Source organism: Arthrobacter terricola (genome assembly GCF_004354015.1).
Taxonomy (GTDB): Bacteria; Actinomycetota; Actinomycetes; order Actinomycetales; family Micrococcaceae; genus Arthrobacter; species Arthrobacter terricola.
Genome location: NZ_SMRU01000032.1, coordinates 44999 through 61495, shown reverse-complemented (window position 1 = coordinate 61495; position 16497 = coordinate 44999). Strand labels below are relative to the sequence as shown.

General features: G+C 61.4%; 11 protein-coding genes. 2 read left to right on the top strand and 9 right to left on the bottom strand.

Annotation, left to right across the window (positions count from 1 at the left end):
- Positions 1–291 precede the first annotated feature (291 nt).
- Both E1809_RS21620 and E1809_RS21615 read right to left on the bottom strand, forming a co-directional pair.
- A complete protein-coding gene (locus E1809_RS21620; RefSeq protein WP_133206307.1) occupies positions 292–1923 on the bottom strand; it encodes an IS1634 family transposase in 1632 nt (543 codons plus the stop codon).
- Positions 1924–3523: 1600 nt separating this feature from the next.
- Positions 3524–4291 (bottom strand): TIGR04255 family protein, encoded by a 768-nt coding sequence (locus E1809_RS21615; protein ID WP_165962448.1) that lies wholly within the window; start codon positions 4289–4291, stop codon positions 3524–3526.
- A 447-nt stretch (positions 4292–4738) separates the two neighbouring features.
- Here E1809_RS21615 and E1809_RS21610 point away from each other — a divergent pair, with 447 nt between their 5' ends.
- On the top strand, positions 4739–5029 hold the full coding sequence (locus E1809_RS21610; protein WP_133206305.1) for a hypothetical protein: 291 nt from the start codon (positions 4739–4741) through the stop codon (positions 5027–5029).
- 168 nt (positions 5030–5197) lie between these two features.
- On the opposite strand, the gene E1809_RS21605 is transcribed toward E1809_RS21610, so the two are convergent.
- A complete protein-coding gene (locus E1809_RS21605) occupies positions 5198–5701 on the bottom strand; it encodes a tyrosine-type recombinase/integrase (RefSeq protein ID WP_235835715.1) in 504 nt (167 codons plus the stop codon).
- A 6-nt stretch (positions 5702–5707) separates the two neighbouring features.
- Between E1809_RS21605 and E1809_RS27525 the strand changes: the two genes are divergently transcribed.
- Positions 5708–6415, top strand: coding sequence for a hypothetical protein (locus E1809_RS27525; RefSeq protein ID WP_235835714.1), 708 nt, complete (start codon positions 5708–5710; stop codon positions 6413–6415).
- 1608 nt (positions 6416–8023) lie between these two features.
- Here the strand turns inward: E1809_RS27525 and E1809_RS21595 are convergent.
- The 6 genes from E1809_RS21595 to E1809_RS21570 all read right to left on the bottom strand — a co-directional run bounded on the left by E1809_RS21595 (position 8024) and on the right by E1809_RS21570 (position 16440).
- On the bottom strand, positions 8024–8593 hold the full coding sequence (locus E1809_RS21595) for a hypothetical protein (RefSeq protein WP_205754292.1): 570 nt from the start codon (positions 8591–8593) through the stop codon (positions 8024–8026).
- A 640-nt stretch (positions 8594–9233) separates the two neighbouring features.
- Positions 9234–10805 (bottom strand): glycoside hydrolase family 32 protein, encoded by a 1572-nt coding sequence (locus E1809_RS21590; RefSeq protein ID WP_133206302.1) that lies wholly within the window; start codon positions 10803–10805, stop codon positions 9234–9236.
- A 125-nt stretch (positions 10806–10930) separates the two neighbouring features.
- The gene (locus E1809_RS21585; protein WP_133206301.1) at positions 10931–13105 is read right to left on the bottom strand and encodes a glycoside hydrolase family 36 protein; all 2175 of its coding nucleotides are present in this window, start codon (positions 13103–13105) and stop codon (positions 10931–10933) included.
- 109 nt (positions 13106–13214) lie between these two features.
- Complete coding sequence (locus tag E1809_RS21580; RefSeq protein ID WP_133206300.1) at positions 13215–14081, bottom strand: carbohydrate ABC transporter permease; 867 nt, start codon at positions 14079–14081, stop codon at positions 13215–13217.
- Positions 14078–15052, bottom strand: a complete 975-nt coding sequence (locus E1809_RS21575; protein WP_235835713.1) for a carbohydrate ABC transporter permease — start codon at positions 15050–15052, stop codon at positions 14078–14080. Before E1809_RS21575 ends, E1809_RS21580 begins: the two co-directional genes overlap by 4 nt.
- A gap of 59 nt (positions 15053–15111) precedes the next feature.
- A complete protein-coding gene (locus tag E1809_RS21570; protein ID WP_133206299.1) occupies positions 15112–16440 on the bottom strand; it encodes a sugar ABC transporter substrate-binding protein in 1329 nt (442 codons plus the stop codon).
- Positions 16441–16497 lie beyond the last annotated feature (57 nt).

Genomic DNA, 16497 nt, shown 5'->3' with positions numbered 1-16497 from the left:
GAACGGCCGGCCGGGACATGACCGAAGTGCGATGGCAGCACCCGGAGCTAACTCGGGAACGCACTATGAGCAGACAGCCCAAGCCGTCGACGCTCGATCTTAGACACCGATAAGGCTCCAGCCGAACAAGTCGTCATGCGGTAACCAACCCGCGAATGTCAGCCTGACACTGCAGTCGGAAGAAACGACTCGCCAGCACCACACCACAACCGGCCGGTACGCGATGGGCGGCTCCCGGAACAACACCCAGGAGCCGCTCATCCATGCACTCTTGACAACCAGAACTACATATCAGTGCGTGACTTTTGGGCCATGGATCGCGTCGAGGATGGCTTGCTGTTCGGTAGAAATGGCGGGGGCGAAGGTCTGGGTGGTGCCGTTGATCGCGATGGTCGCTGAGCGCAGGGGCCGGAGTTGTTTGATGACGTTGGCAATCGCGAGTCCTGTCCTGTTCTGGACGGTCCGGGAGACGGCCAGGGCGGTGAACACGATCGTGAGGTGTGCCTCGATCGCGTCGCGGGTGCGGTGAAACATGGGCCTGGCCCGCAGGTCCGTTTTGCTCATCCGGAAGGACTGCTCGACGTGCCACAGCTCGTGGTAGGAACCGATGACTTCCGTTGCGGCCATGACCGTCGTCGGGATGTTTGTCACGTAGCCCTTGAGGCCGCCCAGTTGCCTGGCCCGTGCCAGCGATGCCTCATCGAGGCTGCGTTTCCCGCCGGCGGTCTTGACGAAGCGTGGGGTCCGGGCCGTCTTCTGCCCTTCGATGACCTCGCGGGCCCGGTTCTCCTGGGCAGTGAGGGTGATCGCGTCGCGGGCGGCTCTCTTGCGCGAGTAAGCCCACACGGCCCGCCATGACCCCGGGTGCGTGGCGGGCTCCCAGACGGGTTCGGCGCGCAGGTCGGTGTTGTTCTCGTTCTTGTGGCCGGTTCTGGGAGTGATGGTGTCGATCAGCTGCCCGTCGGTGAACGCGTCGCCGTTCCAGCGGAAGTGCGAGGCCAGGTCGTTCGGGGCCTTGGTCATCCGGGAGCCGACGATGAAGCGCAGGTTCGCATCGTCCAGCTCGCGCAGGTTCGAGGCCGAGAGCATGCCGGCGTCCGCGACGACGACCATGTCGGCCAGGCCGTGCCGGGCCTGGAACTGCTTGATGATCGGGATCATGGTCGAGGTCTCGGCCTTGTTGCCTTCGAAGCAGCCGATCTCCAGCGGGAACCCGCCCCGGTCCACCAGCAGACCCACGACGATCTGCGGATCGACCCGGCGTTCCTTGGAGTATCCGACCTTGCGCAGATCATCTTCCTTCTCGGCCTCGAAGTACAAGGTGGTGACGTCGTAGAGCACCAGGGAGACGTCCCCGCTGGTGCTGGCGTGCTGGAAGCACGAGGTTGCGATCTGGTCTCGGTACTTGCCCGTGGCGGCCCGGCCGAGGGTGCGTTTCATCGTGGCGTAGCTGGCCGGTGCCCGGCCCAGGTCCCGCAGGACCCGGCCGGCATCCAGCAGCGATGTGGGTTCCACGACCCGGGCGATCACGAGGTCCCGGAACACCTCGTCGCCGAGCCCGTCGAATCCCAACGCCGTGAACACCCCGGCCAACGCGCCGAACAGGATCCGCGAGTCCGTGCCCACCACGCGTCCGGGACCGTCACGGCCGGCGGGCGTCACCGCGTCGTCCGTCTCGAACAAACCCGGCGCGGCAGGCACAGCCAGGCCTTTCACCGCAGGGGTGGGCTCGACACCGAGATCGAGAACGCCCTGGGCAGGATTGTCCAGCAGTTCACGGGCACGCTCCAGCAGCATGCCGAGCTCGGCCTCCGTATGAGCTGAGCCGACGTGCTCCACGATCCGCTGACGGCCGCGCAAATACTCGGCGATCTGGACTGCCGTCGCGCCCGAGGCCGTCCGCACCCTCCTGATGAACGCCACACCGGTGACACTAGAACAAAACCCGTTAGTGCGTGAAAAAGCACCAATTCACTGACATCACCGCAGGTCAGAGCCTCGGCCAACCGCGAAGCCACGACTCGTGAGCCAAGTCAGGTGCCTCGCCGATCAACCAACTCCCGACTCCGAGATGGAGCGTTGAGCCGGTCGCTTGGGAAGACCACTTCATGAATGTCGGCTGGAGACTTTAAACGGAAGCGAAGAAAACTACTGGATTCGAACCGAGTCTAGAGCCGAAGTTTGTGACACCTGGGTTTATTCTGAGCAGCGCTGCCATCTCGGGCCTTCATCCTCCATGTTGTCGGGACTGTTGCCGACAATTGGCCGCCTAACTTGGCTCCTTTAACTGGCAAATCCGTTTGTGCGCCCCTCGATGTTGGCCAGTAACAAGAGCTCAGTAACGCACAGCCCCCGCCCGAAGCTGAGGGCAATTTGCGTTTTTAAATGAAGCGAAGATCAGATGCCCCCATCGAGCCTCATTCCAAAGGCAGTTGGTCCCAAGTGAGGCCCGAAGGGTGGCAGCAGCTTGCGCACTGCGCAAGGTTCTTGGACTTCCGCTTCAGCTCCTTCCTGGTCGTCCCTTCCCGAGTAGTTGCCAATACGTGAGCCCGGCCAATCCGTCCATCCTGTGGGTCATGAATTACTGCCAACTCTTGCGCCGATAGGTTCTCCTGAGTGAGTCCAGCGACGGCCGCCCATGGAATGACTTCATTGGCCACGTCAAGCGGAGAGCAATCGATCGAGTTCAACTCATCGTCTCGATACAGTGACATCCCGTCCTCATCGAAAACGAAAGCCGCGGATGAAAGTCTCATCGGTTTGTTTGTTGCTTGGTCAACCACAATCGGCACAGGCTTTCGACGGACCTGCCGGTATGCATACATACCCCTACCTCAACACGTCACAGCGGAACTCTGGCTATCCAAAACCGCCTGCGTGATTCGACGAAGTATCTTCACCGCGTTCTCTGGCAAGGTGTCGCGGGTTAAATCAAGCTCATGATCTTCGGATAGATTCTGTTCCTGCGAATCGATGAGAGCGACTACGTTTGACCCGCCCTCAAAAGACAATTCAAGATCATCACCGCGACCGTGCCATTCGAGCTGAAGACCTCCATTTGGTAGTGGGAAGACTTGTGGCGACAGCCTTGTACCCTCTCGCATTTGTGACGATGAATCATGCCAAAGCCGCGCCAGGACCCATGCTGCAGCTATTTCGACCGCTGGCTGGACGTCATGTGAGAGAAGTCCGTGTCTGTTGGAGAGCTTACAAAGCCATTCAAAAGCCCCTTCAAACTCTGCCCTATATGGCTGCGGGGTCCCATCCGTTGAGCGCGATCGACGGCCATGCAGCCATTCAAAAGGGCCACCGGGTCCAGTCGTGAGAGCAGTCGAACTATCCCCTGACCGCCAAGCAATGACCGCTGGCTCTTGAGACAGCGAGATAGTTGCACTGGCGGAATGCGACATATATGAAGAGAAACGACTGCTGACACTGCTTCGATCAATCAACGCGCCAACCTCTTGCAAAAGACAGGCCCTGTCCGTTGTCGTGGCCGTGGTTTGCGCTATCGCCACCAACGTCATGATTCCACCTCCCATCTTGCGTGCATCTCATCGTCTGTGACAGCGCGGAAACGCTCTATTATATGGCGCCTAGACTGGTCGATAGCTTCCAGGGGATCAAGAACAGGAACGGCGCGTACGGTTAGGGTTAACGAGACTCCCTGCTCGCCGTTGTATTGTCCGTTTAGGCTCGTAACTCGCACCGCCGCAGAGCCACCCGTGATCTTGATAGGTTCTGAGAAGTTCGCGTTTACGGCACCGGCCTCTTGGTTGGATAGAGGATTCGTCCACCCCGCAATCGCTTGGCTTGGAGTAACGCCAGGCATTGCATTTATGTAACTAACGTCGATCAGTTGAGCAGAAACCGACTCCCCTTCAACTGACATTAATTGCCGCAGATCGTCCCAAGCCTCAACGAAGCGAGCGCGGATTGCCGGGTACCGGGGGTATTCGAATCCGTCCAGCGTTCGCCAGTTGACGACAAGCCGGTCATTCTGCAGTTGCACAAGAAATTGCCGGTCGTTCGATTCGAGCCAAATCCTGTTTCCCGGAAGCCCTCCAAACTGCACCATAAAACCACCGGAACCATCGTTGGGAAGTGGCCACGGAGGCATTGGAGGCTGTTCGGAGACGACGGGATATTTCGATTTCCATTTATCAAGTAAACGCGAGGCGCGGAAAGTGCTTAGGCCTGAGACCGGAGCGAACTGAACGCCGATGGCCACTTCCGCCACCGGAGGCTTGGCGAAGCTAACGCCCGGCGTCGCCATCTGATCGGAAGTCATGCTCTCCACCATATGAGGCTTTTTCAGATCGCGCGATAGACGCACCGTCATACACGGCAACCTCAAAGGTTCAGGGTAATGGCTGAACGCGCCTTTTCGGTCTTCAAAGCTTCAGTAGAGGTCAGCCCCGCGTCGCCCCAGACATCTGCCGGGGGACCTTCCTTCAGGCCTCAGAGCTTACTGATCAGCCTGGCGGCGCTTGGCATTAAACTCTTCCGTGCTGGTGAGCCCTTGGCTCTTCAGCCGTGACTAGTCCTTCAGCTGAGCTGGCACCGAACGGGCAGGAGACGCTGTGAATGCAACCAGCCGGTTGTTTACGGCCGTCCGGTTAATGATACCGGTTAGGATCAGGACGATACCGAGTGCCTCTTCTAAGCTGGACGGACTTGTGGCAAGCTCTGAGGATTGCCGCCGCTTGGCGCAGAAACTATCCGATTGGGGCCTATCGTGGATTTTTCAGACGCAATACAGAATCGAAATCTTGTCGCATTCAATTACGATGGGCACCCTCGCGTGGTGGTTCCTGCAGCCTTCGGACTTCATGCCACGACTGGCAACGAGGTCTTGCGCGGCTATCAAGTCGACGGCAGTGGCAATTCGCGGCCCGTGCCATTTTGGGATCTCTTCTTGACTGAAAAAATGTCCAAAGTCGAGATTTTGGATGGTCAGTTCATCGAAGATCCTCCCCACTACAGTCGCAACGACAAGCACATTGACCCGATTCGAGCCCAGCTCTAGTTAGCCGCCCACATGCTGCCCACACTTTGCCCACATTGAGTGTGAAATGGCGTGAATTCAGGTAACGAAAATCCCCGGAATCTAGCGGTTTTTGATGCCCACACTGAGGCAGAAAAGGTTTCAAATCCCACCGTCACCGCCATTTGAAAGGCCCCTGCTTCCCTTTGTTTACAAGGGAACGGGGGCCTTTTGCTTTGGGGGAATCAGGGTTTTGGGCACATTTGCCTGAGACACTGCAAGGTCCAGGGCGTCCGCGACGCTGTCCAGGTCCCCGTCAAACAGGTCCGCATAGATGTCCAGGGTCATGGCCGCCGAGCTGTGACCGGGCATTCTTTGCACCGCTTTGACGTTCGCGCCGGCTGATACGGCAAAGCTCGCGGCTGAATGCCGGAGGTCGTGAGGCGTGATTCGTGGCACTCCTGCTCTCTTCACGGCCCCTGCGAACCAGCTCATGTTGTCATCGTGCACGCGTGCGAGGCGGAGGTGATGGCCATTCTCGCCGGGAAACACGAGATCATTTCTGTCCTTGTTCTCACACTGCTGTGCCAGGGGCTCAGCGAGGAATCGCGGGAACGGCTCGGTTCGCTTCTTGTGGTTCTTTGGCGTACGTACTTCGATCACCGAACCGACCTGAACCGCGTTTTCCTCAATCACGAATCGCCGGCGCAACATGTCCAGATGTTTGACTCGCAGTCCAGTCGCCTCTCCCCACCGCAACCCGCAGTAGGCAACAGGAGCGAGGAGCTTCGGCGCCAGCTCGTGGAGATGACCGTGGCGCCGGCGCGGACATCGGCAAGGGCGCGCGCGGCAACGCACCGGTCAGGTTTTGTTCATGCTGCGCCAGCGATGCCGTCGGTCTCGAGCCGGACGCGCCGGGCAGTCGTTACGCTGCGCAAGCTACCAGCCAAGATCAAGGCAGTGTTTCTTGGGTTGGTTCTTGTGGGCGCTGCCGGAGGTGCGGCCGCCCTGGTTCTGGCCCCGGCGGATAATTCCCTGGATGCGTCGAGGATCATCGAGTCGCTGTCCAGACCACAACAAGAAACGGACAAGCTTCCAGCCCCGGCACTGGCCATCCTGCCCAAGGATCTGATCGACCCCTCGCAGACCCGGCTCCTGGGAAAGAGCGACGACTACACGTATTACGGGGCGCCCGCCGGCGACAAGATCTACATTGTCCCGGTCGACTCCGCTGGGCAGGGCCGATCCCTGGGATGCGCGCTCCTGAAAAGCTTCGAAGCCTACGGATTGAAGACGGAATCACCAGACCGGACCGAAGCCGGCTGGTTGGTCGTTCCTGCCGGTGCGAAAAGGGCCTTGGAGTCGGTCAAGGGTGAGGGCGGGTGGAGCCAGCAGGCACCGAACTTCCTAGTGCGAACGAACCACTAACCAATCGCTCTTATCCACACAAATGGATCCGGGGCCTCCGAATGGCCGCTGCCGCTGGGTTGTTGAGCGGACCCTGGCGCCTGGATCGCCAGGCACCGCCGCTGCCTGCGCGACCACGAACGGCTGCCGGCCCGCCACGGAACCATGGTCCGCTGGACCATGATCAGAATCACCAGCAAACGCCTGGCCAACAAGGTTTAGGAAACAGGATCTCAGCTAAAAGTCTTGGAAATGGGTCGGGTTCTTAGCGAAAGCCTCCTGCTGGCCGACCCTTTTCGTCGGCTAATGTCAGGCGTGAAAATCTGATTAGAGCAAGACTAAAACTCGGTGTCTTGTTCGCCAATATGGCACTCAAAGTGAATTTCCCAAGGCTCCACGCAATAATGGCAGTTGTCGACGCAGATCGAATGAGACCATTCCAGACACCCCAATATTTCTCGCGCCAAAGAATAATCCAGGCACTCTTCATTTTGAATACAGGAGAATCATCCACCCTCGAATCTACCAATACAAGATCTCAGGTGAAGGAAGGTCATGGATTCCGGGAGCGGCGAGGGGCTTCTCAGGGGGTCAGGCCTCGGGCGTGACAAGCTTGGCCCGTTCGGACGGTCGATGATGGCAAAGAGGCCAAGGCGCATCGCGCCATGTCAGACGTGCAATATCCTCGGCTTTGAATCTCAGAGTTTGGCAACTGGCCGAACAAGTAAAACCTTTGCATTGACTGGACAGTTTACTGAAACTATCAACAGGATGAATGTTCCGTGAAACGCCTAATCTCCACTTTCGGATGATTTGAGACCGACTTGAGACCGAACATTCCGCTTCATGCATATATTTTATTTGTGCTCAATAAGCCCCACCCGGGATTGCTTGACAGTGATTCGGGCTTATGTGTTACTTGGTTCGGCTGCTGATGCAGTCACTGTTTCAACGGACAATATACATAGGGGGATTTATGTCTTTGTGTCGCTTCAAAGTATTCGGACGGGCATCAAGGGTTTGGTTTTCCGCAGTAATGGTGACCGTGATCGCAACCCTCGGGCTAATGGCAGGACGAGCTTCCGCGAGCCCGGTAAACCCTCACTCCCCATCATCGCCGTCGACGCCGGTCGCTGCGATCCACGCCAAGATGACATTGAACTGCACTGACATGACAGCGCGGGCGCGTGCTTACGCCGAGTCTCATAACTACTGCCCCAAGCCTTCGGGCGGAGGTGTAACACCCAATGCCACGGCTGTTGGGAACTGTGGTGACAGCTGGATCTATATCTGGGACGTTACGGGCGGTTATGCAGACGTCTCCTACGGTTTCGACTCTTCGCTCGGCTGGGTCGTTTATCGGAGCCTGGCAGTCGGTTACGCGGGGCCTGACAACTCCGGGGGATTCCCGGACGGCGGTTCCATGGCCTCGTCTAGCTTCTCGAGTGGCCGTTCGGACCTTTGGGTGGGCCGATATGGTGAGGCATACGCGACCGTCGGCGGAACCGTGTATCTCTGGTGGGGTGGACAGTGCACACTGCTCGAACCTACCGATTGGACATACATGGGCAGCTAACTAGTCAAATCTGCCCCAGAGAGATTCAGGCTGGCGTCCGGTGGTGAGGTTACTTACCGGCGCCACCCAAGGGCATCCCGGAGGGCCGTGTCGTATGCGTTGGGGTCTTTGTAGGTGTTCAGGCTGATGACAACGTGGTGCTCAGACCGTGACTGCCTGAAATCTCCGTACACAGGGAGCTGCGTCACCCGGAGCGATACGTCGCGTGCCTTCCGCCCCTTCAAGAAGGCTGGGCGCGCCTCCCGCAAAATCTGGAACTGGACCTTATTCAGTATGTTTTCTCGCCTGAGATCGGCTGCCTCTCGCTTCCGATCGTTGCTGTATGCCAGGGCGTCGGGCTGTACCCGTGCTGTTAACCGCCCTAGGGCCGGGTACCTTGAAGGTTCTGGGAGGCTGGACTCGTCACTTGCCATCCCGGGTCGCTGGCGTTCCTCGCGAAGCATTAGCTCGCCCCACCAACTGTCCCACTCGGCACAAGCTGCATCGACGTCAACAACGACGTCCGCCTTGGTACCCGCCACAGGAGGTGAAAGCGGTGGGATGTCGGCGGCTACCGGCAGGGCTGCTACATCACGCAAGTACAGGGCGATGACGGCGGGCTGCGGCTCGCTCACGGTAATCATTAGCTCATTCGGGTTCCACATGTGGGCAGTATAGGCCGACCCTGACCGGTCGAAAATAGTGGATCTACGGCGCACTCACTCAGATCAGCACCGCTGTGGGCCGGCGGCGACCGGGGGATGAATCTCAAAGCGATCCACAGTGGGGACAGCGCAACGGGACATACGGTGGCAATGGAAGCTGGCGCCAGAAGTCCGGCTTTGTCTTGGACTGTTGTTAGAGTCTGCGCCCGGCTCCTGGCACCAATCAGATCTTCGATCGACGACGTGTGACCATCGCTTGTTGGACGGCCCCACCACAGTAGCGGCCAACCCGGTTGGTTGTACGTCCCGGCAAATATAGGCCGCTCGGCAAAACGTTTATCGCCGGATATTTCACTTTTCACAAGCCTATTTGGAGGAAACCTACACGGAGGCCCACCAATATTCTCCACCATCTTGCATCTGGTGGCTTGTTTGTCCGCTCCACAAATTCAAACGGATTTGCCGGGTTGGATCACGTGTGAGCGAACCTTCCCGGATCAAAACCTCGGGGTGGTGAATCGATGGTTGGGGCTCCCTCGCCGGATCGGGCGGGCATCGTCGGCTTTGACGCACCGTCGTGGTGCTGCGCACGGCCAGTGCGGCACCGCGAGTAGTCGAATCAGTCGTCTTCGCTGGCGGTCCTAGGCGACGCGCTGCGTCCTTGGATGGCACTCTCAACCCGTGCGATGGGTGCCTCCTTGAGCGGAGTGAATTTTAGGCTGATGAGCTGTGCTGTGCCGTTGGCCGAGTAGAGTGATAGGCCCGTGCTCGACGGGCTAGCGAATATCTGTTCCGTGACGGTCACGAGGCCGCCCTGTGCGAACGCTTCGATCGAGGCGACGTCCACGTAGAGCTGGAGGGCCAATCGTCCTCCGATGAGTTGGACGGGAGCGGTTTCCTTGGATGGGAAGCTCTGTCCGAACGAGCCGTGGCCGGATGACCTTCTGTCGACGACGAGTTGCTCGCGTACCGTGTCGTAGACGACGCGGGTCTCCTCCCGGCCGCCCTGGCGGAGGACGAGTCCGAACTCCGCCGAGGATCCTGCGTCGAAGACCGCTTCTATAAGGACGGGGTCCTCGCCGACAGAGAGGTTGAGCGGATGGAGTCCGTCCGGAACGTCCCTCAGGCCGTGCGTCTGGGTGGCGCCGGCTGGCTCAAGGCCTTCGACGACGCGCTGGCGCAGAGTGAACCGGCTGCCATGGCTGTGGAGGGTCACTTCGCGGGGAAGGGCCATGGCGCCGCGCCATGGTGTTGTCGGGACGCTGCCCGAATAGTCGGAGTTGTTCATCCAGCCTATGAGGATGCGGCGACCGTCGGGGGCGTCGTTGTATGAGACGGTCGCGTAGTAGTCCCGCCCGTGGTCGAGCCATTCCCATTCGGGCTGGTCAGGGTTGGCCGTTCCGGGGCCGCCGTCCGGGGTGAATACGAGGCCGTCGAAGTCGCCGACGAAGAAGATCACCGCGGAACCGCCTTCGCCGGGTTCACGGTTGAGGCTGACGATCAGGACCCATTTCGTGTTGGCAGGGTCGCCGTCGACGGGGAGCGGGAACAGGTCCGGGCATTCCCACATCGTCACTACCGGCGACGTAGAGGTGAACTCGCTCAGGTAGGTCCAGTCCTTGAGGTTGTCGGAACGGTAGAGGACGACCTTGCGGTCGATGGCCTCGACAGCGGCCATGACCCAGTACTCCCCGGAAGGGCCCTTGTAGCGGAAGACCTTGGGATCCCGGAAATGCGGGGAGCTGCGGTCCAGGACGGGGTTGCCGTCGTATTTGGTCCACGTCTCGCCGCCGTCGAGGCTGAAGGCGAGCGACTGAGCCTGGATTCCGTGCCTGGCCGAGGCCTGCGAATAGGCGCTCGTGTATACCGCCACGAGCGGGGATGAGCCGGGAGAACCGAGGCCGCTCGTGTTGGCCTTGTCGAGGACAGCGCTCCCGGAGTAGACCTGCTCGTCCTGGTCGCAGGGGATGGCGATGGGACGGTCCTGCCAGTGGATCAGATCGCGGGAGACTGCGTGCCCCCACGACATGTTCCCCCAGTCCTTCCCGAAAGGATTGTTCTGAAAGAAGAGATGATAGATGCCGTCGATGTGGACGAGCCCGTTCGGGTCGTTGATCCAGGTATCGGCTGCTGTGTAGTGGATCCGGGGACGGTACGCCTCGGCGGCGAATGATGACGGTGGTTGGTTCATAATCTTCCCCGATTCCCGGGCCCCGTGGGCAAGCTTCCGGCAACAGTCCCGGCGACGCCTTTATACGTGTGTTTCAAGTTGGTTGTCCTTGTTGGGCGGAGTATCCGAAAGTGTAGTGGTTGTGTTCACGCGGTCGGCGCCGACGGGGTGAGTATGAGCGTCCGGGCCGTCGGGGCACTGACGGTTGATCGGACGGTAAGGGTGCCGGTTTCAGGATTCCACTGGGTCTCCCAGGCAGGCAGTGAACGGGGGAAAACGGTGTCGACGCTGATGGGCCGGCCTGCGAGGGCGGGGAAGCGGAGGATGGCCTTTCCGGAGTCGCCGCCGCGGTCCCACAACGACAGAACGATATGTGTGGGTCCATGGAGGGCGGAGGCGATCCATCGGTCGTCCCAGCCGGGAAGTCCGATAGGCCACGATGGTACTGCTTCGACCAGGATTGGCCTGAGGGCCCGGGCGGCGTCGACGGCTTCACGGACGAGGGCGAGCTGGGCGGTGCTCATCCGGTTGAGGTGTCCGGAGAGGTAGAAGCGGCCGGCAAGGCCTGTGGCGAGGGTGAATGCACATTCTTCCGGGCTCATCTCCGGCTGGGGGTAGGCCCAGTTGGCGGCCGTCTCAGGGAGCATCGACAGCGGCGCCGAGGCAGCAATGGGCGGGTAGAGGAGCGGGTCCTGCTGATCTGAGGTGGACTGGACATGCATCCTGGCCAATAGGTCTCCTGCCGCGCGCAGACCGCCTGAGGCGCAGTTCTCGAGTATGAGGTGCGGGTGGCGCTGGAGCACACCGTCGATCCATGCAAGGTGGGCCCGGTTGTGTCCTAGCAGGCCTGCGCCGACGCTTGGTGCGTCGCGGTCGGTTCCGGGTCCGCCGTCGATGTTGTAGTCGAACTTGAAGTAGCCGATCCCGAACTCGGCGACGAGCCGATCGACGGCCCTGTCCAGGTGTGCGCGGGCGGCGGGATGCCTGAGGTCGAGGTGGTGGCGTCGGTCCTCTTCGACACGGATGCCTCCGCGCCGGAGGAAGGCCTCATCCGGGAGGGCCGTTGCCGCCGGACTGTTGACTCCGACGACCTCGGGTTCGAGCCAGAGGCCGGGCACCATGGCATGGGAGCGGATCGCCGCGATGACCTCGCCCAGACCGTTGGGGAAACGGGTCACGGACGGGGTCCAGGCCCCGACGCCGTCCCACCAGTCGGTGGAGTCGGAGTACCAGCCGGCGTCGATGCAGTAGATCTCGGCACCGACGGCGGCTGCGGCGTCGATGAGCGGGAGGAGCTTTTCGGTGGAGGGGTCGCCGTTGAGGGTGTTCATGTAGTCGTTGAAGACGATGGAGGGCCGTGCGTTGTCCGGATGTGCCCGGCGGGCCTGGCGGCGCCAGGACGTCAGGGCGGCGGCCGCCTCCGGCAGGTCCCGGCCGACGCAGAGCAGTGCCGGGACGGTCGTGAAGGACTCGTCCGGCGCGAGGATCTGCATCCATTGGTGGTCCCGGTCGGTAGGACCGGACAGTGCGAGATAGCAGTCGCCGAGATGCTCGCCGACCTCCCAGCGCCACGGGCCGTTGCGTGGGATCTCCCACAACCACGCCAGGCCCCGTGACCGGGAAACGGCGCCGGCTGTTGGAAGCGCTCCTGCGGTCGACCATGTGCCGTCGGCCGTCCGGACCACCCCGGAACGCGGAGTGGTCCTGCCGCCGGTGAGGGCGTGGTGCACCCCTGGCAAGAGCCCGCGGAGCGGGGTCTGGGTCCAGCGTCCCTCGCCGAGCCACTCGTTGGCGCCCTCGATGAGGAGCCAGTCTGCCGTTGAGTCCGTCGACGGCCCGCTCGCGGCTGTCCCGAGCGGGGACACCAGACTCGCCACCGCCGTGAGCGCGAGGCTCCGACCAGTCCCGTTGGTCACTGTCACGGATGCCCGGATGGCCCCGTCCTGGCCGGAGACTGTCAGTTCGGCCAGGATGCCGTCGGGCGTGCCCAGGCGGAAACGAATGGATTGCTGCTGCTCGTCGGTCTCGTGCGAGAGGTAGCGCAGGGCGGCGCCGACAGAGGTCTGGACGAGCCGTCCGCTGGCCAGGGTGTGGCCTCGTCCGACGGCCAGGATCTCGACGAGCGGCAACGGCGCGGGGAAAGCGGCGCTGACGTTGGGTGCAGCGAAGGCGAGCAGGTGCAGAGGCATAGCCTCCGAATGGCCGAAGCTCAGACTCAGTCCAGGCGCGGACCACTCGATGATCTCCGGATTCGCGGTCGCGGCAGACGTGGATTCCGGTGTCCTCTGCGGGCGCAACGGATTGATCGCGGTGTTAGACAAGGGTTTGGCTCTCTATTGACGAAGGGTCGGGAATGCGGTTCCTCTGCGAGGAGCTATTGGCGCGGGTGTTGGGTTGATGGTTGGCCTGGGCCGGAGTGCCCGGGCGGTTCTATCCTTTTACGGCGGATCCCGCGACGCTCTGGACGAAGAAGCGCTGGAAGGCCAGGAAAACGACCAGGATGGGCAGCACCAGGAGAGTGCCGAAGGCAAAGACGCTTCCCCAGTCCACGGGAGACTGGCCTGAGAACACGCTCATCTCCAGGGGAAGCGGTCTGACTGCGGGGTCCGAGGTTGTCAGGGAAGGCCAGAGGAACTGGCCCCAGGAGCTGAGGAACGTCAGGATCGCGACCGTGGCGAAGACCGGCCGGGAGATGGGCACCACGATCCGGAAAAACGTCCCTGCAGGTCCAAGGCCATCGAGCCTCGCGGCCTCTTCGATGCTGGTCGGGAGGCCTAGGAAGAAGGTGTAGAAGAGGTAGATGGAGAAGGCATTGGCGATGAACGGGATGATCTGGACGAAGAGGGTGTCGCGCATGCCCGCCAGCAGGTAGACGAGAGGGATTGCTACGGCTTGGAACGGGACGATGACCAGCAGGATGACAACCACAAAGACGCGGTCTCTCCCGCGCCACCTGAGCCGGGCAAAGGAGTATGCGGCCATCGAGTTCACGATCAGGCCTCCTGCGACGATTGCCGCAGAGATCAGGAACGAGTTCAGCATGAATTGGTAGAAATAGCCAGTGCTGTCCGAAGAGAGCGAAGCGATCACCGATCCATAGTTGGCGAAGGACAGATCTGTGGGCAGGAATCCGCTGAACCCGGCGAGGACTTCCTGAGAGGGCTTGAAGCTGCCGATGATGAGGTAGTAGATCGGGGCGATGAAGACAAGGGCCAGTACCGTCAGGATGATGTAGTCCCGGATTCTGCGGGCGGTCCGTTGCGCATTTCTGCGGGCGGTCGTGGGGGCGGTGCTCATTCTTCGGTCCTTTGCTTCAGCAGCGAACGCTGGACGAGGGCAATCACGAGGACGATGGCGAAGAAGACAACCGTGACTGCGGCGGCGCGGCCGAGGTTGTTCTCGTCAAACAGGCTCGAGGTGCCTTGGTATAGCACTGTCTGGAGTGCCGTCTGGTTTCCTCCGGCCGTTTTGATGAGGATGTAGACCTGGTCGTAGAGCTGGAAGGCCATGATGGTCGTGTAAAGGGTGACGAAGATCAGTGTGTTCCTCAGGCCGGGCAGCGTGATGTGGATGAACTGCTGCCAGGCATTGGCACGGTCGAGGGAGGCGGCCTCAAAGCGCTCGGTGGGTATCTCCTGCAATCCTGCGAGGATGATCACCATCTGGAAGCCGGCGCCCTGCCAGATTGAGAGCAGGATGACTGCACCCAGTGCCGTGCCGGCGGAGCCGAGCCAGTCCTGCGGCACGAAATGTCCGGCCGTGACGAAGCCCGTGAACGCGTTCAGGAGCCCGTTGCCGCTACGGTCCAGGATCAGCCGCCAGATCACGGCGACAAGCGCCATGGGGAAGACCACGGGCATGAAGAAGATCGTCCGGAACACGGGGATGCCTTTGAGCTTGCTGTTGAGCAGGATGGCGAGGCCCAGCGCAATCGCGGTCTGGACCGGGATCACGACGATGGCGAAAACAAGGTTGTTCAGGAGGGACCTGAAAAAAGGCCCTGCAACGACCGGGTCGGTGAATAGCCGGACGTACTGGGTGAAGCCGAAGAATTTCGGTGTGCGGACCTGGTTCAGCTGGGCGTCGTAGAAGGACAATACGATCGCGACGATGAACGGCACGGCTACGAATGCGGCGAGCCCTAGCACGGCAGGGGCGGCCATGAGCATGGCCGGTCCGCCGTCGCGCTGACGGCGTGCCCTCATCCTGCTGTTTCCCGGGCCGGCGCCCGTGCGTCGTGCGGTGTGCGCGCTGGTGGTGGTTGTCATGGTGGTTCCCTTCGGGAAGGGCGTGCCGCGTCGGCCCGCCCTTCCCTGTGATCCGTCGGCTACTGGTAGTTGCTGTTGTCCGTGTAGGCCTGGTCGATCGCCTTGGCGGCATTGTCTAGCTGGGTCTTCGCGTCGGAGCCGCCCCAGATGGCCGAAAGTGCACCGGCGAATTTCGCCGTGATCGTCGGGTAACCGGGAGTGACCGGCCGGTACACAGCGATGCAGGAGGGCGTGACGGCGGTGGCTGGGCAGGCGTGGTTGAGCTGATCCCCCCAGAGGGCAAGAGCCCCGCCGGGTTGGTACAACTTGTCCGCAGCGAGGGCAGACTTGGTGGCCGGAGGGGCCCCATTGGCGTCCGTCATCGCCTTGACGTTCCGGTCGCTCAGGAGGGCGTCGAGGAATGCCCCGGCCGCCTTGCCGTTCTTTGTGCCGGAGCTGATGCCAAAGGTCCAGGAGCCCGCATCGGTTTTGGTGCCGCCGCCGAAGTTAGGCAGTGGCAGGGCGACGAGGTCCGAGCCCAGGGCCTTGGAATAGGTGGGGTAGTTCCAGTGCCCGCCCCAGGCAAGGGCCACCCGGCCGTTGGGGAACGCGTTGCCGTCGGCGTTGGAGTCGACGTATGGCTTCCAGCCCTGGACCGTGGTGAGCGCCTTGACGCTGGCACTCGAGTTCAGTGTTCCGTCGGCCTTGTTGTCCTTGATCAGGCCTCCGCCGGCGGACTCGACGAGGGGCGAGAAGGCATACGTGGCCCATTCATTGCCGAGTGAAGACTCGTTGACGTCAAGGGACTTTCCGGCGGGACTCTTCGAGGCGAGGGCTTTCACTGCGGTGGTGAACTGGTCAGCAGTCCAGGCATCGGCTGCGCTCTTGGGGTAGGCGACGCCCGCCGCGTCGAGAAGTTTCTTGTTCCCGTAAAGGCCGAGCCCGGAATCGTACATGGCAAGGCCGTACAGGTCTCCGTTGTAGGTGCCCTCCGCGGTACTGCCGTCCGTGGCGTTGCTGACAGTGCTGGCGGAGACATACTGCTTCAGCGGGGAGAGCTTTTGGTTGTAGACATAGCTGGCCAGGGTCGGCCCGTCCATCTCCATCACGTCCGGGAGCTTGTCCTTCGGCGTGTTGGTGATGGTGGAGGTGTAGGTGTCGGACGAGATGAGCCGGAGGTTCACCTTGATCTTCGACTGTGATGAATTGAAGCTGCTTACTGCCGCCTGCATAACGGCGATCTCGCTGTCCTGCCCCTGATGGGCCCACACATTGATGGTGCCGGTGCCGTCTCCGGTCTGCGAGCTGCCGGCACTGCTGTTCTGCGAGCACGCGCTCAAGGCACCGGCTGCGAGGCCGGCAGCCAGTATCGCCGTGCCCGTCCGGGCAAGGGATCGCTTGCGGTTCATATGTTTCTCCTCGGATGAAAGGGGTGCCTGGCTGGCTGCAACGACGCATCTCCTGGG